The organism is Brevundimonas naejangsanensis (assembly GCF_000635915.2).
GTDB lineage: Bacteria > Pseudomonadota > Alphaproteobacteria > Caulobacterales > Caulobacteraceae > Brevundimonas > Brevundimonas sanguinis.
On record NZ_CP015614.1, the window covers coordinates 637,239 to 656,799 of the forward strand.

The following is a 19,561-nucleotide window of genomic DNA, read 5'->3' on the forward strand; positions in this document are numbered from 1 at the left end:
AGGGGGGGCGCGGGCGACGGGCCGGGATGCGAAGGCGTCCCGGCCCGTTTTCGCATCAGGCGCCTAACTGTCCCTTGAGGGCGTCGACCTCTTCCTGAAGTACGTAGAACACACGGTCGGTTAGCGCCGCGTGGCGCGCGCGGCGCGCGGCCTGTTCCTGCTCGGTCAGGACATGATGATCGACCGCGTCTGGCGACAGAACGCCCTGGGCGGCCAGCAGGTTTTCCAGCGTCGCCACCCGGTCGCTCAACCCGGCCACCTCAGTCACCAGGGCGGTGATGATGGCGGTCAGCCGGTCATTGGCGGTGTCTTCGAAGAAGGTCGGGCGGGGCGGCTTGGGCGTGGACATCGGGAAACTCCTCGAAACGAAATCAGAATAGGGCGTCAGGCGCTCTTCAGCCGGGCGTGAACGGCGGGGAAACGGCTCCATAACCGTTCGCGCCAGGGGGCGTCGGGCGCGAGCCAGTCCGTGATCAGCGGCCGCTCTTCCAGTCCCAAATGACGCGCGACCGACCAGGCTGTGGCCAGGTTGGAGGACAGGATCGGGATATCCGTTTCCTCGCTGGCGACGGCCAGGGCGGCCAGGCTTGGCGCGCCCGTTCCCATGACGATCACGGCGTCGGCGACGCCCGCCTTCAGGCCTTGGCGCAGCCCTGTCAGCAGGGTGGCGGCCGTCTGGCCGTAGATCGGGTGGGTCGCGCCATGCGCGAGGGGCGACTGGATGACAGCGGCCACATCATATCCCGCCGCGCGCCAGTGGTCCTGAGCGGCCTCGGTCAAGGCAGAAGGGTAAGGGCTGACCAGGGTGATGCGCTGCGCCCTCAGCGATTGCAGGCCATCCTTCAGCGCATCGGCGGCGCAGACGACGGGGCAGGGCCCGTGGCGACGCTCCAGCGCTTCCGGCCGACGCCGCGAAGGGCCCAGCAGATAGGTCGAGCCGGTGCAGGCGAACGCAACGGCGTCCAGCGGCGCGTCCCCGAAAGGGGCCAGCCATTCCTCAAGCCGCGTCTCATAGGCCCTCAGCCTGGCGCTCATCTCGGAAGCGGGCGCATACATGCGCGCTGTCAGCAGGTTCACGTCCGGCGGCAACAGCAGCGACAGCTCGGGCTCGGCGGTCGGGTTTTCGGCCGGGGTCAGCAGGGCGACCACGCCGCGCGCGCCCAGATCGGGCCGATCGTGCTCCACACCGGATGCAGCGTGAACAGGGGGCGGCGAGATTGAAGGCATGGTCCGATCCGACGAAGAGACTTCCGCATAAGAGGTATTTGAGATAATACATCATGAAAGGCTGAACGCCAGTCGAACATGGAGGAGAGCGCATGATCATCGACCGTACGGCCACCCATGAGCTTCTGGCGCGGCCGCTTCACGACGAGGCGGCGCGCACCCAGTACATCGTGCAGTTGAAAAACCGGCTGCGCCGCTATGAGGACGCCAACAAGGTCGCCCTGGACGCCCGCGCTGGGCCCGCCTTCAAGGCCGCCTCGGGCAGGGCGCCCGAAACCGTCGAGGACATCACGGCGGCCATGGTCCGTGATCCTTTCTATCAGATCTGGAGCGCCTTCAGCCGCAGCGCTCAGGACGTCATGTGGAACTCGGTGGGAGAGACCATTCATCGCGAACTGCCGCGCATGAAGGAGGTCGCCGTCAGTCTGGCCCAGGCGCCGGCGGGCGGCAGCTGCGAAACCAGCCCCGACTTTGCGGCTCCGGCCGACGCCTATGCCGGCCACATCCACGGCCAGCCCGGCGGCTATATGCTGGGCGAGGGTTCAGCCGACGACTTCACGGCCGGGGCCTTCTATGAAAGCGGGGGCAACGCCTATTCTCTGGGCGTCGGCATCGGCACGCGCGACTCCAAGTCTGCGGCCGTCATTGAATTCCTGGCTGAGCGTTATCCCGGCTTCAAGCCGCGTCGCATTCTGGATCTGGCCTGTTCTTCGGGCGGCGCCACGGTCGGCTATGCGGCGGCCTTTCCCGAGGCCGAGGTCTACGGCGTCGACGTGGCGCCGGGCCTGCTGCGCTACGCCCATATCCGGGCCGAGGCGATGGGATTGAAGGCGCACTTCCGTCAGATGGATGCGGGCGCCATGCCGTTCGAGGACGAAAGCTTTGATCTGGTCGTGTCGCACAACATGATGCACGAGGTCTCGCGCGCTTCGCTCGGCCGCATTTTCAGCGAGGCGCGCCGCGTCCTGCGCCCCGGCGGCGTGGTCGTGCATCAGGACGTGCCGATGAAGGGCGCCGATTTCAGCGCCTTCGAGAAGTTCATCTTCGCCTGGCAGACCAAGAACAACGACGAACCCTTCTGGGACGAGTTCCTGGCGACACAGGCGCCGGACGTCATGCTCGAAGCGGGTTTCGCGGCTGACGAAGTGCTGGAGACGACGGTGCGGATGCGGGACGGCCCGCGCGCCTGGTATATCGTGCTGGGCGAGAAGCCCGACGCTGAGGGACGTCGCGGCACGGCTCTCACCCGCTGATCGACCCGGCGATCAAATGATGAAAAAGGCCCCGGACGCATCGCCGTCCGGGGCCTTTTTGCATCACCGGCCAGAAGCTGCCCGAGGCCGGGGCCTCAAAGAAAAAGGGCCCGCAGCGTGAACTGCGGGCCCAACCAACTTCCGGAAGGCAGGTCAGAAGTTGGCTTCGTAGGTCAGGCCGATCTGACGACCGCGCGGCAGGGAGCCCACAAAGCCGCGACGGTTGGTGGTGAAGTCCGAATAGCGGACGATGCCGACAGGATCGATGTTGTCGAAGATGTTGCGGCCGAACAGGATCACCCGGTGCGGGCCGCGCTCCCACCCCAGCTGCACGTTGGCGGTGTCGCGGCCGTCCACCCAGGCGAGGTTGGCGACCTGATCATACTTCTTGGAGCGGAAGGAATAGGTGCCGTCGACGAAGAAGCGGTTCTCGCCGACGTACCAGGCGTAGTTGCTGCCCAGGGAGTACTGGATCTTGGGCGCGTTGGGGATCGCCTTGCCGCTGACGTCGCCGTCGCCCCCGGTCAGGGTGGCGAAGTCCGGGTCGAACGCATTGGTGTATTCGGAATCCGCATAGGCGAAGGTGCCGCGCACGGACCAGTCGGAAGTGATCTTGGCCTGGGCCTCGACCTCGACGCCCTTGACCTCGACCTCGCCGACATTGCGGATGAAGGAGACGGTTTCGGTCGAGGACAGGTTGGCCACCTGGGTCATCTGCTGGTTCGACCAGTCGATATAGTAGCCGGCGACGTTCAGGCGGACACGGCGATCGAACAGATCGCTCTTGAAGCCCAGTTCATAGTTCCAGGCGGTCTCTTCGCCGTAGGAGCGATCCGCGGGGCTCAGGCGCACGTCGGTGTTGAAGCCGCCCGGCTTGTTGCCGCGCGCCACCAGGCCATAAAACATCAGGTCGTCAGTGGCCTTATACGACATGGTGAAGCGCGGGTTGGTCGAGCGATAGGTCGCTTCGTAATCGAAGTTGGAATCGCCGCCGGTCAGGTGGAGCTTTTCTTCGGCGACCCGCACTTCGGCCGTGCCCGACAGCTTGTCGGTGAAGTCGAAGCCGACCAGGCCGAAGGCGGCCAGGTTTTCCGTTTCGATCGTGCCGTTGTCCTGCAGGGCGCGTGAGACATAGCGATAACGCCCGTCCCAGCGGTCGCTGTTGAAATAATAGGCCCCGGCCATCCAGTGCAGGCGTTCGCCGCGCGGCGAGGCGATGCGGAACTCCTGGCTGAAGCCCTTGATGTTCACCCGGTCGTCGACATGCAGCGAGCCGCCCAGCAGGCGCTGGGGCAGGTAATCAAGGTCGGCCTTTCGGTGCTCTTCGGAGTCGTTATAGGCGCTGATCGAGGTCAGGGTGTAGCCGCCGTGATCGTATTCGGCGGTCAGGCTCAGACGGCCGGTCTTGCGTTCAACGCCGCCGCCGCCGATTTCATCCAGATTCAGGCCGATCATGTCGGGCGTGACGTTGATGGCGCCGCAATAATACTGGGTGCGCGTGTTCAGATAGCAGTTGTTGGCGCTCGAGCGTTGGATCGCCATCGGCTCGTGGCCGTCGTTGTTATGGGCGTACGAGCCGCGCAGGATGAAGCTCAGTTCCGACGTCGGCGTGTACATCAGCGCCAGGGTGCCGCCGACGGTCTTTTCCTGACCGGTGGTCTTGCCGTCGCTGGGCGTGCCGGGCGCGTTGTTCCGGTACTCGCCGCCATAGGTGTAGTAGTTGACGGACGCCTGGGCCGACAGCACGTCCTTCACCAGCGGCCCGCTGAGGCCCATCAGGAAGTTGTATTCGTCATGCTCGGCCGCGGTGGCGCGGATCAGGGCCTCGACGTCCTGCGACGGCTTGCGTGTCGTGTAGCTGATCGCGCCCGAGAAGGTCTGGCGGCCGTACAGGGCCGACTGCGGTCCCTTGATCACCTCGACCTGATCGACGAAGGCCATTTCGGTGGCGAACAGGCTGTCCGGGATATAGACGCCGTCGATGAAGGAGGCGGCGTTGGGCGCGCCGAAGACGTTGGCCTGGCCGCGAATGACCGGGCGCTCGAAGCGGCGGCCCTGGTCTTTCTCGATGTTCAGACCCGGCGCGATCGAGGACAGATCCGTAACGTCTCGAATGCCGCGACGCTGCATTTCCTCGGCATTCAGGGCGGTAATGGCCAGCGGGACCTCTTGCAGACGCTCGCTGGTCTTGCGTGCGGTGACTATGATGTCATCGACCTGGGCGGTTTCTTGGGCTGCGGCGACGCTGGCCAGGACGCTGAAGCCGGCCGCGACGGCAGTCATGGCTAAGGCGTGGGTACAATGTTTCACGGTGGCTCCCCTGTCATGCCCTCTTGGCCGAGCATGTATCTTTATGAATACGTGCGATGTCGACATAACCTGAGCTTTCTGTCAATCAGTCCGCGTGAAAACCTGACAAACGCACGCGACGAGCCGTGCCGTTCGGTCGTCCCAGGGCTGGCCTAGAATTTAGAGGTATTCAAATGCACTCGTCATGGCTGGGCCGTGCGCGCAAGGCGCTGTCGTGCGGGCCCGCCCCCCGATAGCGCACGGTGGTCCGCTCGACGCCCAGAGCATGACCCTCCCGACTTTCGCCTAACTCCTAGGCGGACTGCAGGTGACCGGTCGCCTCGCGCCAACCGGCGGGCCTGACCGCCTTTCTCTCCAGCAGGTCCTTTCGAGGTTCAGCGTGTGACGCCAGCGCGGCTGATCCAGAGGTCGGGATGGGGCGTATTGTGCGCGGGTGCGGTTTGGAGTTCCGACGGTCGTGAAGCGCTTACCTCATCAGGCAGAGCCGGCGGATTCCGGGATGATCGTCTACTACGACGGCGGGTGCCCGCTCTGCTCTCGGGAAATCAGGGTGATGCGGCGGCTGGACCGTCACAGGCGTTTGTCCTTCCTCGACGTGACGCGGCACGATGTGGGGGATATGGACCGCGACGCGCTGCTCCGTCAGTTTCATGTGCGCGGGACCGACGGTCAGACCGTTAGCGGAGCCGCAGCCTTCGCCGCCGTCTGGCGCGAGCTTCCGGCCTTGAACTGGCTTGGCCGACTGGCGACAATCCGACCTGTCGCCGCAGTTCTGGAGTGGGCCTACCGAGGCTTCCTGCGCCTTCGTCCTCGCCTGCAGAGGGTCGTTCGCCGCCTGGAACGCGAAGGCGAGGGGGTATGATGCAGGCCCCGCGCTCAGCGATGATCCTGGGCTGGTCCGGCATTATACCCTTCGCCGGCCTTGTGGGGGCTCTGGCGTTTGGGCTGGGCGATTCTGATCAGGTCGCGGGCGCCCTTCGGCTGTACGGCGCGATTATTCTGTCCTTCATGGGCGGCGTCCACTGGGGCGTCGCGACGTTGAGAAATGAAGATAAGGCGCCGCCTTATGCCGTCAGCGTCCTGCCCGCGCTGTGGGCCTTTGCCATGGGGTTCGCCCCGACGACGATCGGTCTGGTCGGGCTCGCCGCCGGTTTCTGCCTCCTGCTGGCCTATGATCTGAGATGCGTCCGGCGTGGCGACCTTCCGCAATGGTATGGTCGGATCCGTGTATGGCTCACCTTGGCAGTCTGCGTTTGCCTGATCGCGGCGTCCGCCGTGCTCCTGACCGCTAGACTTTGACGCCGAGATCGCGGGTCTTCCCCAGGATCTGAGCCGCATCGTCGCCGAGCGCCGCGCTGACCTTCACCGGCCTAAGCCTTCGTCCGCGCCGCTGATCGGCGCAGCGCCGAGAGCCAGCCGCGCGGCTTCCGCCTCTGCCAGCAAGGCGGCGCGTTTCGCCTCTCCGAAGCCGTCCAGCGTGCGATAGGGCATGGCCAGGCGGGCGTTGTGGCGAAGGCGCGGGCGATTGCGTTCCAGGAAGCCCCAGTAGAGACGGTTGAACGGACAGGCGCCATCGCCGCTCTTGCCCTTCACGTCATAGCGACAGCCGCCGCAGTAGTCGCTCATGCGCTGGATATAGGCGCCGGACGCCGCGTAGGGCTTGGAGCCGACGATCCCCCCGTCCGCAAAGGTCGCCATGCCCCGCGTGTTCGGCATCTCGACCCACTCATAGGCGTCGGCATAGACGGTCATGTACCAGTCATCGACGGCGTCGGGATGAACCCCCAGCATCATGGCCAGATTGCCGGTGATCATCAGGCGCTGGATATGGTGGGCGTAGGCGTTGGCGCGGGTGGCGGACACCACGTCGGCGACGCAGGCCATGTCCGTCTCGCCTGACCAGAAGAACCAGGGCAGGGTGCGGTCCGCGTCCAGAAAGTTCATGCGCCCGTACTCGGGCGTTTTCAGCCAATAAACGCCGCGCACGAACTCTCGCCACCCCAGAATCTGGCGGATGAAGCCCTCGACCGCGTTCAGGGGCGCGGCGCCGGCCCGATAGACGGCTTCGGCTCGTCGGCAGACGTCCAGCGGGTCCAGCAGGCCCATGTTGATCGCCGTCGAGACCAGGCCGTGCCACATCCAGGGCTCGCCGTGGGCCATGGCGTCCTGCCAGTCGCCGAAGGCGGGCAGGATGCGCGCCAGAAAGGTCTCCAGCGCGGCCTCGGCCTCCTCGACCGTGGTCGGCCATCCGAAATCGTCCAGATCGCCGAAATGGTCGGGAAACAGGCGCGCGACGTCAGCGATCGCGCCTTGGGTCGTCGCCGAAGGGGCGGTGCGCAGCCGGGTCGGCGGGCGCAGTCCCCGGGTCAGCTTCTTGCGGTTCTCGGCGTCGAAGTTCCAGCGACCGCCCGCAGGCTCGGCGCCGTCCATCAGCAGGCCCGTTTCGCGGCGCATCTCGCGATAGAAATACTCCATTCTGAGTTCGCGCTTGTCGGCGGCCCAGCGTCGAAAACGGGCATGGGAACAGATGAAGCGCCGGTCCTCGCGGATCTCGACCGGCAGGCCGGCGGTCGCGGCGAATGCCGCGAAGGCTTCGGCCAGCCTGACCTCGCCGGGCTCGGTGATCACGACGCGGGCATAGGCGCCGTTCGTCAGCGCGCGGTGCAGCTCGCCTATGATGGAATGCGTGTTGTCGGGGTCGTCGATGCGGACATAGCGAACCGTCACGCCTTGCGCCGCCAGCCGGTTCGCGTGCGCGCGCATGGCGCCGAAGGTCAGCGCGATCTTCTGCTTGTGATGGCGCACATAGGTCGCCTCGTCCCGCACCTCCGCCATCAGCACGACGTCGCGCGTCGCCTCCAGATCAGTCAGGCCGGCAAGGCTGTCTGAAAGCTGATCGCCGAGTACCAGCCGCAGGACCCTCGCGTCATCCACCCGCGTCATGACGGCATCGACGAAGAACGGACAGGCTTGCCCGCCTCTTCGACGGGCGTCTTTCGGGAGGCGCAACGCGCGCTGCAGTAGATCACGTTCGGCCAGTCTCTTTGCCATTTCTTGCGCCACGCGAAGGGCCGGGCGCAGACGGGGCAGGTCTTGGAAGGCAGGTCCTTCTTCTGAACTCGCCGCATCCAAGTCACCTACCGCCCTGCAAGAGGGGTCCCGCCTCAGTCCGGCTTTATTACGCTCCAGCCCTTGGTTGGATCAGGTCTAGCCGCCTCCATTGAGCGGACCGTCGAGGAAGGGGCGGCTTTGGGGCCTGTCGAGGGGCCCTTTCTCTTCACGAGGAGGAGGCCTCAGAGGACCGGCCCCGCGTCTTCCAGAGCGACCACAACACCCCGGCGGCTAGGATGAAGGCTGTGATGGCCAGCGACCATTCCGCAGGAAACTTCTCCCAGCCCAAGAGGTCGGCCACAAAAACCTTGCCGCCGATGAACACCAGCAGCACGGCCAGCGCCTGCTTGAGATAGGCGAAGCGGTGGATGATGGCGGCGAGCGCGAAATAGAGCGCCCGGAGCCCCAGGATGGCGAAGATGTTTGAGGTGTAGACGATGTAGGGGTCAGTGGTGATGGCGAAAATCGCCGGCACCGAGTCCACAGCGAAGATCACGTCCGCGATCTCGATCATCACCAGCGCCAGGAAAAGCGGCGTGGCCCAGAGGGCCGGGCGTCCGGTCTTCGGGTGGGGCTCCCGCACGAAGAACCTCTGGCCGTGCAGCTGGTCGGTGATTCTGAGATGCCCGCGCATCCACTTCACCAGCGGATTGGCGCCCACGTCGGCATGTCCGTCGCCGGCGAAAAACATCTTGATGCCGGTGAAAATCAGGAAGGCGGCGAAGATGTAGAGCACCCAGCCGTACTGGCTGACCAGGGCCGCGCCCGCGCCGATCATGATGGCTCTGAGCACGATCACGCCCAGGATGCCCCAGAAAAGCACCCGGTGCTGCAGCGCCCTGGGGATGGCGAAGTAGCCGAAGATCATGGCGATGACGAAGACGTTGTCCATCGCCAGCGACTTCTCGATCGCGAAGCCTGTCAGGTATTCCATGCCCGACTGGCTGCCCAGCTCCCGCCAGACCCAGCCGCCGAAAAGGAGCGCGACGGCGATGTACATGCTGGAGAGCAAGAGGCTCTCACGCACGCCGATCTCGTGCTGGTCGCGGTGCAGGACGCCCAGGTCCAGCACCAGCAGCGCCACGACCACGCCCATGAACGCCAGCCACATCCCGGCCGGCTTGCCCAGCCATTCGGTCAGGAAGAAAGTCATCAGGTCCATAAGGACACCCCTTGTTCAAGGAGCGACCCCGGCGCGCAATTTGGGGGATCGACCAGAAGGGGGGTAGTCGCGCACCGAGATCACTCGATGCGGTCCGACATCACGTCTGCCATCAGACGTCAGAGGGGCCCGGTCCGCTGATCCATAATTTACCGGGCCCGAACTTTCCCGGCAAGCCGAAACCGATGCGGGGCGGCGGCGCCCTCGACCGAGAGCGGTCAGGCGCTGGTCTGGCCTGTTCCGCGCCGGGCGTCCTATCAGCCAAGCGAGGCGCCTGGGACCGCCTTTGCGCCGTCCCAGGCGGAAACCCCTCAGTAGGTGTAGGTCAGGTCGACGCCCCACATTCTGGGTTCGGTGATGTTCACGAACGGGGTGCCCAAGGTGGTGGCGGTGATGTTGTTCACGCCGGTCACATACTGGTTGTCGAACAGGTTGTTGACGTAGAAACCGACCTGATAGCGCTCGTCCGCATTGCGCCAGTAGAGACGAACGTCCGTTCGGTTCTGCGCCTCGGAGGGATCGAACCAGGGGGTCTGAAGGCAAGAACCCTGACCCGTGGACGTCTTGTTGCAGCGACCTTCGCCACGATAGGCGTGGATCAGCTGCATGTCGAGCGAGCCGGCGCCGCCGAGGTCGCGCCGATAGGAGGCGCCCGCCGCTGCGGACCACAGGGGCTCGCCGGTCGGCTGGCCGGCCAGATCGCCGTCGTCGGTCATTTTTCGCTTGTAGGTGGCGTCGATGTACTGGGCGTTGGCGAACAGGTTCAGGCCGTCCAGAGGCTGCACGTCCAGTTGCATGTCGAGGCCCCAGGCGGTGTCGTCGCTGGTCTCGACCAGATACTGCGGCACATTGGACCCCGCCGGCGTGACCAGCCGGATCGATTGCTTGCCGTCGTAGTCATACTGGAAGGCCGAGATGTTGACGCGGGCGTTGGGGCCCAGGCTGCTCTTCAGCCCGATCTCGAAATTCTGCACGTCTTCATTGTCGAAGCGCGAGGCGACCTCGACGCTGTTGAAGCCCCCGGCCTTATAACCCTTGGCGTAGGAGAAGAAGACCATGGCGTTGTCGGTCAGGTGATAGTCCGCGACGAAGCGCGGGCTGAGGTCGGACCAGGAGTCGGACAGCTTGCAGGCCACGCCTTCCTGGACCGTGACGCCGTTGTCGCACTGGACCCCCGCCAGGCCAGACAGGTCGAAGACGAAGTCGGAATACAGATAGCCCAGCGCCGGCCCCATGTAGGTATCCAGCACGAAGTTCACCGTGGGGTCGTTGAGCACGGCGTCCAGTCCGGGCGCGACGCGCGGGCCGTTCAGCCACTGGAACGTCTTCTTGTCGCGGGTATAGCGCAGGCCGAACGTCAGGTTCAGGCGGTCGTTGGCGGCCCAGATGACGTCGGCGAACACGGCGGTCGCATCGAAATCGCCCTCGTTGATCATGTCCTCCTGCCAGCTGTGGCCCAGCGTGCTGGCGGGGATTCCGGCCATGCCCAGGATCATGTCGGCCAGCGAGAACAACGGCTGTCCGGCCGCATTGGTCAGGATGGTGTTGATGCTGTCGGTGGTGGCGTAGGTGTCGCTGCGCTGTTCGGCGTGTTCGCTGTAGTAGCTGGCGCCGGCGATCCAGTTGAACGCGCCGTGTTCGCCGGCGAAACGGAATTCCTGGTACCAGGACCGGTTCTTTTCGCGGTTGTTGGTGTCGAAATACAGATCCGGCCGGTTGGTGCCGTCCTCGTCCTCGCGGTTCTCGGTGCTGAAGCGGCGAGCCGAGGTCAGGGAGGTGAAGTCGATGTCGCCGAAGGCGTGGGTGATCGTCAGCGTGCCCTCGTCCAGGCGACGCGTCTCGTGGTTGTCGATGACGTCGTTGCGGATTCCGGCCTTGAACGGGTTCAGATAGTTTGCCGGGTTCGACGGAAAGGTCGGCAAACCCGGTGCGGCGGGCAGGGGGGCGACGCCGATCGCCGGGCGGGCGTCCTGATCGATCTCGTCATGGGTCCAGCTGAGGATCATCTGCGTCTGGGGACCGACATCCCAGCGCAGGGCTGCACGCGCCGCCCAGTTGTCTTCGCGGTCATAGTCCTGGCCGGTGGCCTGATCGATGAGCCAGCCGTCGCGGCGGTTCACCAGGGCGTTGACCCGCAGGGCCAGGGCGTCGTTGATCGGCAGATTGACCAGACCCTCGAAGCGGCGCTTGTCGTATTCGCCCAGCCGGACGCCGAGGCGGGCTTCGAATTCGTCGCTGGGCTTGTTGGTGGTGATGGACACGGCGCCGGCGGCGCTGTTGCGGCCGAACAGGGTGCCTTGCGGCCCTTTCAGCACCTCGATCCGGGCCACGTCGCTGAACGCCAGCAGGCCGGCGCCCGAGCGCGCCGCATAGACGCCGTCGACATAGACGCCCACCGCCGGGTCGGTGCCGACGCCGAAGTCCGACGTCGAGACCCCGCGAATGCTGTACGTGGCCTGGGTCGGACTGGTGTTCGACACTGAGAGGCCCGGCACGAAGGCGGAGACGTCGCCCATGTCGTCCGCCGCCAGCGATTCCAGGGTCTTGGCCGTGACGACGCTGACCGTGATCGGGACTTCCTGCAGGCTCTGTTCGCGCCGTTGCGCGGTGACGACGACGTCATCGAGGGTCGTGGCCTCCTGCGCCGTCGCCAGACCCGGCGCGGCCAGGGCGGCCAGCGCCACGCTCCCCGCCAGCGTCGCCTTGCGACAGTGTTCCATCTTGATCATCGCAGCCCCTCCCAAAGCCCCGTTTCTCAAACTTCAAGAAACAGAATATTATTCCGTTTGACAAGGGGCTGTGGCTCGATGCGGCGTATGGAAAGGCGTCAAGTCATGTTAGACGGCCTGCAGACTGGAATGGAGGGCGGCAGTGACCTCGCGCGCGTCGCAAGAAATCATCACCACGCTGGAACGCCGCGCCGCGCCGATGCAGCAACGTGCGCGCGATAGAATCACCCGGGTGCTGGCGGCGACCGAGAAGCTCCTGGCCTCGACTTCCGTCGATACGATCACCACCAGCGCCATCGCGGCTGAAGCCAATGTGCCGGTCAGCTCGATCTATCGCTACTTCCCGAACGTCTTCGCCATCTACAAGGAGCTGTTCGAGACCCTGGTGGCGCAACTGCACGCCCGCATCGCCGAGATCATGGAGAACCCTGAGTTCACATCATGGCGCGAGCGCCATCTGCAGGTGATGCGGACCCTGCGCAAGATGCTGGACGAGGACCCCGCCTATCGCCCCCTGTTCCATCTGATGCTGACGACGCGCGAACTGCGGATCGTCAAGGAACAGGCCAACGCCCAGATCGCGGCCTATCTGGCGGCGCGGTGGGAACAGGGGCTGGACGGCTTCCATGGCGACGCGCCCCTGGCCGTCGCCCGCATGGCCACTGAGATTTTCACCTCGTTTGAAACCCTGACCAGCGGCGAGGCCCAGTCGGAATGGACCGACCGTCTGTTCGCGGAGGCGACCGTGGCGCTGGAGCGTTATCTGTCAGCCTATCTGCAGGACTGATCCGGCCCAGACGGCTCAGGCCATGCGTCGGAAAAGCGCCAGCTTGCCCGGGGTGAAGGGCGGATAGCGGATGCTGGCGTCCAGTGCGAAGCCGCGTTTCAGCACGGCGCGCCGATGGCTGAAGGCCTCGAAACTGTAGCGTCCGTGGTAGGCGCCCATGCCGCTGGCCCCCACGCCCCCGAACGGCAGGTTCGGATTGGCCATGAAGATTACAGCATCGTTGATGGTGGCCGAGCCGGATCGCGTGGCGGCGATGATCCGGTCAGCCGTCGCCTTGTTCCGGGTGAAGGCGTAGAGCGCCAGGGCGGGGGCGCGGGCGTTGATCGCCGCCAGGGGTTCGTCCAGCGTCTGATAGGGCAGCACCGGCAGGATCGGACCGAAGATCTCCTCGGCCAGAACCGGCGCATCGGCCGCGACATCCGTCAGGATGGTGGGCGCGACATAGCAGGCGTCGACATCGGCCTGGCCGCCCGTGACGGCGCGGCCGTCGGCCAGCAGGCTCTGCAGGCGCGCGGCGTGACGCGCGTTGATGATGCGGCCGTAGTCCGCGCTTTGCCGTGGATCGGGGCCGAACATGGCCGTGACCGCGCGCTTCAGCTCCTCCAGCAAACGGGCCTCGACCGAGGCGGCGACATAGACGTGATCCGGCGCCACGCAGATCTGGCCGGCGTTCAGGAACCGGCCCCAGACGATGCGCCGGGCGGCCACCGTCAGATCAGCGGTTTCATCGACGATGCAGGGGTTCTGCCCGCCCAGCTCCAGCACGACCGGGGTCAGATGGCGGGCGGCGGCCGCCATGACGATCCGACCGACCCGTTCGCCGCCGGTATAGAAGATCAGGTCGAAACGCTGGTCCAACAGGGCTGTCGAGACTGCGGCGTCACCCTCGACCACGGCGAAGGCGCGCGGGTCCAGATAGCGCTCCACCAGACGCTTCAGCAGGGCGGAGGACTGGACCGCCATCTCCGAGGGCTTGATGACCGCGCAGTTGCCCGCCGCGATGGCCCCGACCAGAGGGGCCAGCACCAGCTGGAAGGGATAATTCCACGCCCCGATGATCAGGGTCACGCCGTATGGCGCCGACTCGATAAAGCTCTTGCCGGGTTGGATCGCCAGGGGGGTGCGGGTCCGCTGGGGGCGGCTCCAGCGGCCCAGATGCTTGCGCGCGAGGGCCGCCTCGCTGGAGACGAGGTCGATCTCGGCCGTACAGGCCTCGGCGAACGGCTTGCCCAGATCCGCCTTCAGCGCAGAAGCGATCTCCGCTTCGTTCTCGACCATCATCCGTTTGAGGGCGGCGAGCTGGGCGCGGCGCCAGGCCAGGTCGCGCGTCAGGCCGCTGTCGAAGGCGGCCCGGAGGCGATCCAGGATCGCGGGGATCTGAGGGTCAGGGGGCTGAGGGGCAGGGGTCTGGTGCACAGGGGTCTGGGCCGCGTCTAACGACATGATCCCTCCAGTGAATCGATCCAGGACCGGATCAGGGCGACGCCTTCGTCATGGCGGGTCGAGCGGCCGATCTCGGGCATCATGACGGCCGGATGGGTCGAGTCCATGCGGTAGGCCATGATGGATTCATCCGCCTTGCCCGGCACGATGTCGAACCGCAGGTTCCCCGTGCCCGCGCCCGCCGCGACGGGCGGTTTGCACAGGCCTGCGGACCCGGACAGCGGCGAGGGCGCATCCAGATAGAGCCCCGAGGTGGCGGCGGCTCCCTTGGGGTTGTGGCAATGGCCGCAGTTGACGTCGAGATAGGCCCTGGTGCGGGCCTCGGTCGATGCGGCGGCGTCTGTCCAGGACACCTGAAGCGGCGCCTGGCCCGGATCGGCGACGCCCTTCAGATAGCCCATGGCGGTCAGGCGGCTCAGCTGGTTCTCCGTCCTGTCCGAATAGGCGAAGTCGCGGTTGAGCAGACGGGCCTTGGGGCCGATGGGCTGGATTTCGCGGGTGGCGACATTGGTCGCATGGCAGGCCGAGCACTGGGTCGCATTGGGGACGATGTAGGAGAAGGTTTCGTCCTTGCCGTCCGAGCCCGTCATCGTCAGCGGGACCGCGGCGCCGACGCGGTGCAGGACGGCGTCGGTCTGGGCCTCGTTCCACAGATAGGTCAGGGCGGTCCAGCCCTCGGGCCGGCGGATTAGCAGGCGGGTTTCGATCATGCGAACCTGCTTGAGCTTCAGGCCGTCGCCATCATGGAATTGCCTGGGGTCCCCCTGCCGCAGCACGCGGCCCTTGGCGCCGGTCGGGTAGAAGAAGGTCTTGGTGATGACCGTGCCGACCGGGAAGGACAGCGCGTCGTCCGGCGTGTAATCGGCCGAAACGCCCGGCGGCATCCAGATGGTCCGCAGCTTCTGCGCATAGTCGGTGAACAGCGGCGTGGTCAGGTCATAGGGCGTGACCCGGGCGCCGAGGACCAGAGCCCCGTCCGACGTCTGAACCATGCCCCATTCCCGAAGGGATTTGGGATTGGCGGCCTCGAAATAGGTCGGCTCCGCCAGAGGCTGGGCCGGGGCCGGAGGCTTGGAGCAGCCTGCTGCTCCGATCAGGAGCAGCAGGCCCAGCGAGAGCAGGCGAAGCGGTTTCATGGGCCGTGTCAGGCTTGCGGCAGGACGACCGGCTTGAGCCGGGGCAGGGTGCAGCGATGCGGCGTGATGTCGGTGTTGGGCTTGGCGTATTTGTTGGGCCCGTCGACGTTCAGGATTCCGGCGTCGCCGTTGTCGATGCAGATCCGCAGTTCAGCGGGCAACTGGCCGTTCACCAGCTTCTTCGGATTGACATAGCCGTCCCACAGGATGTCGGGGAAGCGGCCGGTGGGGCCGAATTTGGCGATGCGCAGAGCCTGGAAATCCATGCCGTCCGGCGCATTGCCGCCGCCGCTGAAGCGGTTGTCCTTGATCAGGATGGCCTCGGGATAGGGGTCGAAGTCCGCGCTCATGGCGCTGTCGGAATAGCCGGCGGAGAACAGGGCCGAGATGATGATGTTGGCCGTCTTGTTGTCGGCGATCTCATTGTCGAAGATCTCGACCTGATCGTTGGAGTTGACGATCACGCCCGTGCCTGCGGGCACGCTGGCGACCGGGGTGCCGGCGTGGCCGAAGTTGCGCGTGTTGTTGGCGATGGCGCGGTTGTTGTAGACGCGCGTCCGATAGCCGGCCTGCTGAAGCTGGGGCATGTTGAAGACCAGAATGCCGCCGGTGTTGTTGGTCGCCAGGTTTTCATAGACGTCGGCGTCGATGCAGTTCTCGATCTCGATGCCGGCCACGTTGAACTCGGCGCGGTTGCGGCGGACCACCACATTCTGCGACTGGCCGACATAGATTCCGGCGTCGGAGGCGCCGATCGCCACGCTGTCTTCGATCAGGACATTCTTGGTCTGAACCGGATAGATGCCGTAGGCGCCGTTTTCCGTCTTGGGGCCCTGAGTCCATTCCGTGCGGATCTTGCGCACGATGATGTTCTCGCCCTTGTTGATCTTGATGGCGTCGCCCTTGGTGTCCTCGATCGCCAGGTTTTCGATGGTGAAGTTGCTGGCGGTGACCAGCAGCCCCTGGGCGCCGGCCGCCTGGTTGCGGAAGTTCAGGATGGTCTTGTCCATGCCCTGGCCTCGGATGGTCACGCCGTCGACCACGAGGCTCAGCTCGGTATCGATGGCGAAGACGCCGGCGGGGATCTCGATCACCGCGCCCGGCTTGGCGTCCATCAACAGCTCCATCAGTTCGTTCTGATAGGTGGTGTTCGCCTTGCTGAGGTCCGTGCCCTTCTCGGCCGGTTTCGACCCGCAGGCGCTCAGAAACAATATCGCCGCGACCGGCAGCCAGATGCGCATTTTCATGATGTCCCCTCCAGAACGCTCGTGAGTGTTCGCCCAGCCCAAGGCTTTCACAAGCTTCATTACGCCGCAAGAAGAAAATGAAACTGTTTCTGTTTTTGGCTACGCTCGACGAATCGTCGGGGTTGTCTCGAGGGCCTTGGTCGCCAAGACCTTCGCTCCCGCGCCGCAGTTTCGGCTCGGAAAGGCGTTGCTTTACGTAGGAGCAGGCGGCCACGAATGTGATTTTTCCGCGCGCGCCGCCATTGGGTCGCGCATCCATATGCAGGGTCGCCTGACCCTTTCATCCAGGGATGAAGCCCTATGCTGACCGCATCCGCACCGCCACGGTTCGCCATGATCGGCGGCGTTCGTATCCCCTTTTGTCGGTCCAGCGCCGCCTGGGCCGTTGGGGCGAACCGGGCCAGGCTGACCGCCGCCCTGCGCGTCCATTGTCGCGAGGCGGCCGCAGGGCGCCGGTCGGCGTGGGCGGTCGAGAAATGAGCGCCGTGACTGATTCCGCTGACGACCTGGACCAACTGTGGGCCGAGCGTTTCTGGACGAAATTCTATCACAAGGGCGTGCCCCGCTGCATTGAGGACGAGCTGGCGCGCTGGACGTCGGTCCCTCAGTTGTTCGAGGCGGATGCGCTGAAGTTCGCCGACCGGCCCGGCTTCGTCAGCCTGGGTTCGGCAGTGACCTACGGCGATATGCTGAAGGCGGCCAAGAGCTTCGGCGCGTGGTTGCAGTCGATCGGCGTGCAGCCGGGCGAGCGGGTGGCGCTGATGATGCCGAACTGCCTGCAGTATCCGGCGGCCCTGTTCGGCGCGCTGTTCGCCGGCGCCATCGTGGTCAACGTCAATCCGCTCTACACCCCGCGCGAGTTGAACCATCAGCTCAAGGACAGCGGGGCGGTCGTCCTGGTGGTCATGGACATGTTCGCCGCCACGGTGGAGCAGGCGCGCGAAGGGACCCATCTTCGGGATGTCGTCGTCACCGCCATGGGCGACATGATGGGCGGCCTGAAGGGCGTCGCCGTCAGCGCCATGATGCGTCATGTTCAGAAGATGGTTCCGACCTATCGCCTGCCGGGCGCGCATCGGTGGACGCGCCTGATGGCCAAGGCGCGGCGAATGAGCTTGCAGCCGGCGCCGATCAGTCCCGAGGACATCGCCTTCCTGCAATATACGGGAGGCACGTCAGGCGTGGCGAAGGGGGCGATGCTGACCCATCGCAACATCCTGGCCAACACGATTCAGGGGCGGGTCTGGCTGCTGGATCAGATTGATCAGACACGGCCTTTAGGCAATGTCACCATGCTGCCGCTGTACCATATCTTCTCGCTGACCGCGAACCTGATGATGTTCACGGGGGCGGGCGGGCGCAACATCCTGATCGCCAATCCGCGCGACGCCAAGCGGGTGGAATGGATCCTGCGCAAGGAGCGCTTCGTGGCCATGACCGGGCTGAACACCCTGTTCGTCAGCCTGATGAAAAGCCAGGCGTTTCGAGACCGCGATTTCTCGGATCTGAAGCTGACCATCGCCGGCGGCATGGCGACCCAGAGCGTTGTGGCCCAGGAGTGGCAGGCGGTGACGGGCGCGCCGCTGATCGACGGCTATGGCCTGACGGAGACATCGCCGGTGGTCTGCATCGGGCGCGTCGATCTGGAGCATCCGGAAGGGATGGGCTTCGACGGAACGGTCGGCCTGCCGGTGCCCTCGACCGAGGTTCGCATGCGTCGCGAGGACGGCAGCTGGGCCGGGATCGGCGAAGAGGGAGAGCTGCATGTGCGCGGCCCCCAGGTGATGCTGGGCTATTGGAAACGGCCCGACGAGACAGCCAGGGTGCTGTCGGACGACGGCTGGCTGGCGACGGGGGACGTCGGGGTGATGCAGGCGGACGGGCGCGTGCGTCTGGTGGACCGGATCAAGGACATGATCCTGGTGTCCGGCTTCAACGTCTATCCGGGCGAGATCGAGGATGTGGTCGCCAGCCATCCTCTGGTCGAGGAGGTCGCCGCCGTCGGCGTGCCGGATGCGGCGCAGGGCGAGCGGATCAAGATCGTCGTCGTGCCGCGATCGCCTGAGCTGACGAAGGAGATGCTGATCGCCCACTGCCGCGCGCAACTGACCGGCTACAAGGTGCCGCGCATCGTCGAGTTCCGCAGCGAACCCCTGCCCAAGACGGCGGTGGGCAAGGTGCTGCGCCGCGAGCTGCGCGGCTGATCGCCTTCAGCCTGCGACGGCTGTTGCGCGCTTGCGGGTGATCAGCAGGCCGAACGCCGCCGCCAGGGGGAACATCAGCACGCCATAGACGGCGCCCGGCAGGGTCATCTCCGGGCTGCGCAGCACCGATTGGGCGATGACGATGGCGAGGGTGGCGTTGTGCAGCCCGACCTCGAAGGCGCTGGCGATGGCCTGCGGGCGTTCGATCTTCAGCAGGCGCGGCACGGCGAAACCTATGCCCAGGCTGAACAGGCAGAACAGGATGACGATCCCCGCCAGGGCCTGGAAGTTGGCTAGCAGCACATCCAGGCTGGACGCCGCCGCGCCCAGGATCACCAGGGTCAGGATCAGTATGGAGGCGATCCGCACCGGCCTGTCCATCGCCTGGGCGAAGCCGGGTTTCAGGCCGCGCACCAGCATCCCCAGCGCCACGGGAACCAGCACGATCATGAAGACCTCGAGGGTCTTGGTCAGCTGCAGGCCGACCTTCATGTCGCCGGGCTGGAAATAGGCCACGGCCAGGTTGACGATGACCGGCAGGGTCACGACGGCGATGACGGAGTTGATCGCTGTCAGGCTGATGTTGAGGGCCACATCGCCGCGGAACAGGTGGCTATAAAGGTTGGCCGTTGTCCCGCCCGGCGAGGCGGCCAGCAGCATCATGCCGACCGCCAGAAGCGGCGGCAGCTGGAACGCCAGCACCAGGGCGAAGCAGATCGCCGGCAGCAGAAGCAGCTGACAGGCCAGGGCCACCGCCGCCGCCTTCGGCTGTCGGCACACCCGGACGAAATCGGATGGCGTCAAACTCAGGCCCAGGCCGAACATGATGATGCCCAGCGCGATCGGCAGCCCGATCAGGGTCAACGGCGAGCCCATAGGTCATTCCCCCTGTCGTCAGGTCCGCCCTGACAGCGCCCCTTCCGCCGCCGAGCCCGGAAGCTTCGCCAGCGGT

General features: G+C 65.6%; 17 protein-coding genes. 6 read left to right on the forward strand and 11 right to left on the reverse strand.

Going from position 1 to position 19,561, the window contains the following annotated elements; genetic code table 11:
- Positions 1 to 55: 55 nt before the first annotated feature.
- Both DA69_RS03070 and DA69_RS03075 read right to left on the reverse strand, forming a co-directional pair.
- A complete protein-coding gene (locus DA69_RS03070; RefSeq protein ID WP_024354889.1) occupies positions 56 to 349 on the reverse strand; it encodes a hypothetical protein in 294 nt (97 codons plus the stop codon).
- A gap of 35 nt (positions 350 to 384) precedes the next feature.
- Positions 385 to 1,227: a hypothetical protein gene (locus tag DA69_RS03075; RefSeq protein ID WP_145915885.1), complete on the reverse strand. Its 843-nt coding sequence runs from the start codon at positions 1,225 to 1,227 to the stop codon at positions 385 to 387.
- 92 nt (positions 1,228 to 1,319) lie between these two features.
- Here DA69_RS03075 and DA69_RS03080 point away from each other — a divergent pair, with 92 nt between their 5' ends.
- Positions 1,320 to 2,480, forward strand: a complete 1,161-nt coding sequence (locus DA69_RS03080) for a class I SAM-dependent methyltransferase (RefSeq protein ID WP_025977513.1) — start codon at positions 1,320 to 1,322, stop codon at positions 2,478 to 2,480.
- Between the two features lie 153 nt (positions 2,481 to 2,633).
- On the opposite strand, the gene DA69_RS03085 is transcribed toward DA69_RS03080, so the two are convergent.
- The gene (locus DA69_RS03085) at positions 2,634 to 4,763 is read right to left on the reverse strand and encodes a TonB-dependent receptor (RefSeq protein WP_025977512.1); all 2,130 of its coding nucleotides are present in this window, start codon (positions 4,761 to 4,763) and stop codon (positions 2,634 to 2,636) included.
- A gap of 526 nt (positions 4,764 to 5,289) precedes the next feature.
- Between DA69_RS03085 and DA69_RS03090 the strand changes: the two genes are divergently transcribed.
- Positions 5,290 to 5,652: a thiol-disulfide oxidoreductase DCC family protein gene (locus DA69_RS03090; RefSeq protein WP_025977511.1), complete on the forward strand. Its 363-nt coding sequence runs from the start codon at positions 5,290 to 5,292 to the stop codon at positions 5,650 to 5,652.
- Between the two features lie 20 nt (positions 5,653 to 5,672).
- Complete coding sequence (locus DA69_RS03095) at positions 5,673 to 6,089, forward strand: DUF3429 domain-containing protein (RefSeq protein WP_167349627.1); 417 nt, start codon at positions 5,673 to 5,675, stop codon at positions 6,087 to 6,089.
- Between the two features lie 63 nt (positions 6,090 to 6,152).
- On the opposite strand, the gene DA69_RS03100 is transcribed toward DA69_RS03095, so the two are convergent.
- The 4 genes from DA69_RS03100 to DA69_RS03110 all read right to left on the reverse strand — a co-directional run bounded on the left by DA69_RS03100 (position 6,153) and on the right by DA69_RS03110 (position 11,792).
- Positions 6,153 to 7,733 carry a cryptochrome/photolyase family protein gene (locus DA69_RS03100; RefSeq protein WP_029972555.1) on the reverse strand — a complete coding sequence of 527 codons (1,581 nt, stop codon included), beginning with the start codon at positions 7,731 to 7,733 and terminating at the stop codon, positions 6,153 to 6,155.
- Positions 7,730 to 7,918 (reverse strand): DUF2256 domain-containing protein, encoded by a 189-nt coding sequence (locus DA69_RS14215; protein ID WP_082891418.1) that lies wholly within the window; start codon positions 7,916 to 7,918, stop codon positions 7,730 to 7,732. Before DA69_RS14215 ends, DA69_RS03100 begins: the two co-directional genes overlap by 4 nt.
- Positions 7,919 to 8,067: 149 nt before the next feature.
- Positions 8,068 to 9,063: a TerC family protein gene (locus DA69_RS03105; RefSeq protein WP_025977508.1), complete on the reverse strand. Its 996-nt coding sequence runs from the start codon at positions 9,061 to 9,063 to the stop codon at positions 8,068 to 8,070.
- 311 nt (positions 9,064 to 9,374) lie between these two features.
- On the reverse strand, positions 9,375 to 11,792 hold the full coding sequence (locus DA69_RS03110; protein ID WP_025977507.1) for a TonB-dependent receptor: 2,418 nt from the start codon (positions 11,790 to 11,792) through the stop codon (positions 9,375 to 9,377).
- A gap of 142 nt (positions 11,793 to 11,934) precedes the next feature.
- Here DA69_RS03110 and DA69_RS03115 point away from each other — a divergent pair, with 142 nt between their 5' ends.
- Complete coding sequence (locus DA69_RS03115) at positions 11,935 to 12,579, forward strand: TetR/AcrR family transcriptional regulator (protein ID WP_025977506.1); 645 nt, start codon at positions 11,935 to 11,937, stop codon at positions 12,577 to 12,579.
- A 15-nt stretch (positions 12,580 to 12,594) separates the two neighbouring features.
- Here the strand turns inward: DA69_RS03115 and DA69_RS03120 are convergent, their stop codons facing one another.
- Genes DA69_RS03120 through DA69_RS03130 form a run of 3 tightly spaced genes read right to left on the reverse strand, consistent with a single transcriptional unit; the run spans position 12,595 to position 16,405 of the window.
- A complete protein-coding gene (locus tag DA69_RS03120; RefSeq protein ID WP_082891419.1) occupies positions 12,595 to 14,022 on the reverse strand; it encodes an aldehyde dehydrogenase family protein in 1,428 nt (475 codons plus the stop codon).
- Positions 14,013 to 15,158 (reverse strand): SO2930 family diheme c-type cytochrome, encoded by a 1,146-nt coding sequence (locus tag DA69_RS03125; protein ID WP_025977504.1) that lies wholly within the window; start codon positions 15,156 to 15,158, stop codon positions 14,013 to 14,015. Before DA69_RS03125 ends, DA69_RS03120 begins: the two co-directional genes overlap by 10 nt.
- Before the next feature lie 8 nt (positions 15,159 to 15,166).
- Positions 15,167 to 16,405, reverse strand: coding sequence for a parallel beta-helix domain-containing protein (locus DA69_RS03130; protein ID WP_025977503.1), 1,239 nt, complete (start codon positions 16,403 to 16,405; stop codon positions 15,167 to 15,169).
- A gap of 25 nt (positions 16,406 to 16,430) precedes the next feature.
- On the opposite strand from DA69_RS03130, the gene DA69_RS14500 reads away from it, so the two are divergent.
- Both DA69_RS14500 and DA69_RS03135 read left to right on the forward strand, forming a co-directional pair.
- On the forward strand, positions 16,431 to 16,712 hold the full coding sequence (locus tag DA69_RS14500; protein ID WP_145915886.1) for a hypothetical protein: 282 nt from the start codon (positions 16,431 to 16,433) through the stop codon (positions 16,710 to 16,712).
- 169 nt (positions 16,713 to 16,881) lie between these two features.
- A complete protein-coding gene (locus tag DA69_RS03135) occupies positions 16,882 to 18,609 on the forward strand; it encodes an AMP-binding protein (RefSeq protein ID WP_025977502.1) in 1,728 nt (575 codons plus the stop codon).
- A gap of 6 nt (positions 18,610 to 18,615) precedes the next feature.
- Here DA69_RS03135 and DA69_RS03140 read toward each other — a convergent pair whose 3' ends face one another.
- Entirely contained in the window at positions 18,616 to 19,485 is an 870-nt protein-coding gene (locus tag DA69_RS03140; RefSeq protein ID WP_025977501.1) for a bile acid:sodium symporter family protein, read from the reverse strand.
- Positions 19,486 to 19,561 lie beyond the last annotated feature (76 nt).

Excerpts from the sequence above, each read along its gene's own strand:
- DA69_RS03070 (WP_024354889.1), bottom strand. The coding sequence starts at position 349 with ATGTCCACGCCCAAGCCGCCCCGCCCGACCTTCTTCGAAGACACCGCC.
- DA69_RS03075 (WP_145915885.1), bottom strand. The coding sequence starts at position 1,227 with ATGCCTTCAATCTCGCCGCCCCCTGTTCACGCTGCATCCGGTGTGGAG.
- DA69_RS03080 (WP_025977513.1), top strand. The coding sequence starts at position 1,320 with ATGATCATCGACCGTACGGCCACCCATGAGCTTCTGGCGCGGCCGCTT.
- DA69_RS03085 (WP_025977512.1), bottom strand. The coding sequence starts at position 4,763 with ATGACTGCCGTCGCGGCCGGCTTCAGCGTCCTGGCCAGCGTCGCCGCA.
- DA69_RS03090 (WP_025977511.1), top strand. The coding sequence starts at position 5,290 with ATGATCGTCTACTACGACGGCGGGTGCCCGCTCTGCTCTCGGGAAATC.
- DA69_RS03095 (WP_167349627.1), top strand. The coding sequence starts at position 5,673 with ATGATCCTGGGCTGGTCCGGCATTATACCCTTCGCCGGCCTTGTGGGG.
- DA69_RS03100 (WP_029972555.1), bottom strand. The coding sequence starts at position 7,733 with ATGACGCGGGTGGATGACGCGAGGGTCCTGCGGCTGGTACTCGGCGAT.
- DA69_RS14215 (WP_082891418.1), bottom strand. The coding sequence starts at position 7,918 with ATGCGGCGAGTTCAGAAGAAGGACCTGCCTTCCAAGACCTGCCCCGTC.
- DA69_RS03105 (WP_025977508.1), bottom strand. The coding sequence starts at position 9,063 with ATGGACCTGATGACTTTCTTCCTGACCGAATGGCTGGGCAAGCCGGCC.
- DA69_RS03110 (WP_025977507.1), bottom strand. The coding sequence starts at position 11,792 with ATGATCAAGATGGAACACTGTCGCAAGGCGACGCTGGCGGGGAGCGTG.
- DA69_RS03120 (WP_082891419.1), bottom strand. The coding sequence starts at position 14,022 with ATGTCGTTAGACGCGGCCCAGACCCCTGTGCACCAGACCCCTGCCCCT.
- DA69_RS03125 (WP_025977504.1), bottom strand. The coding sequence starts at position 15,158 with ATGAAACCGCTTCGCCTGCTCTCGCTGGGCCTGCTGCTCCTGATCGGA.
- DA69_RS03130 (WP_025977503.1), bottom strand. The coding sequence starts at position 16,405 with ATGAAAATGCGCATCTGGCTGCCGGTCGCGGCGATATTGTTTCTGAGC.
- DA69_RS03135 (WP_025977502.1), top strand. The coding sequence starts at position 16,882 with ATGAGCGCCGTGACTGATTCCGCTGACGACCTGGACCAACTGTGGGCC.
- DA69_RS03140 (WP_025977501.1), bottom strand. The coding sequence starts at position 19,485 with ATGGGCTCGCCGTTGACCCTGATCGGGCTGCCGATCGCGCTGGGCATC.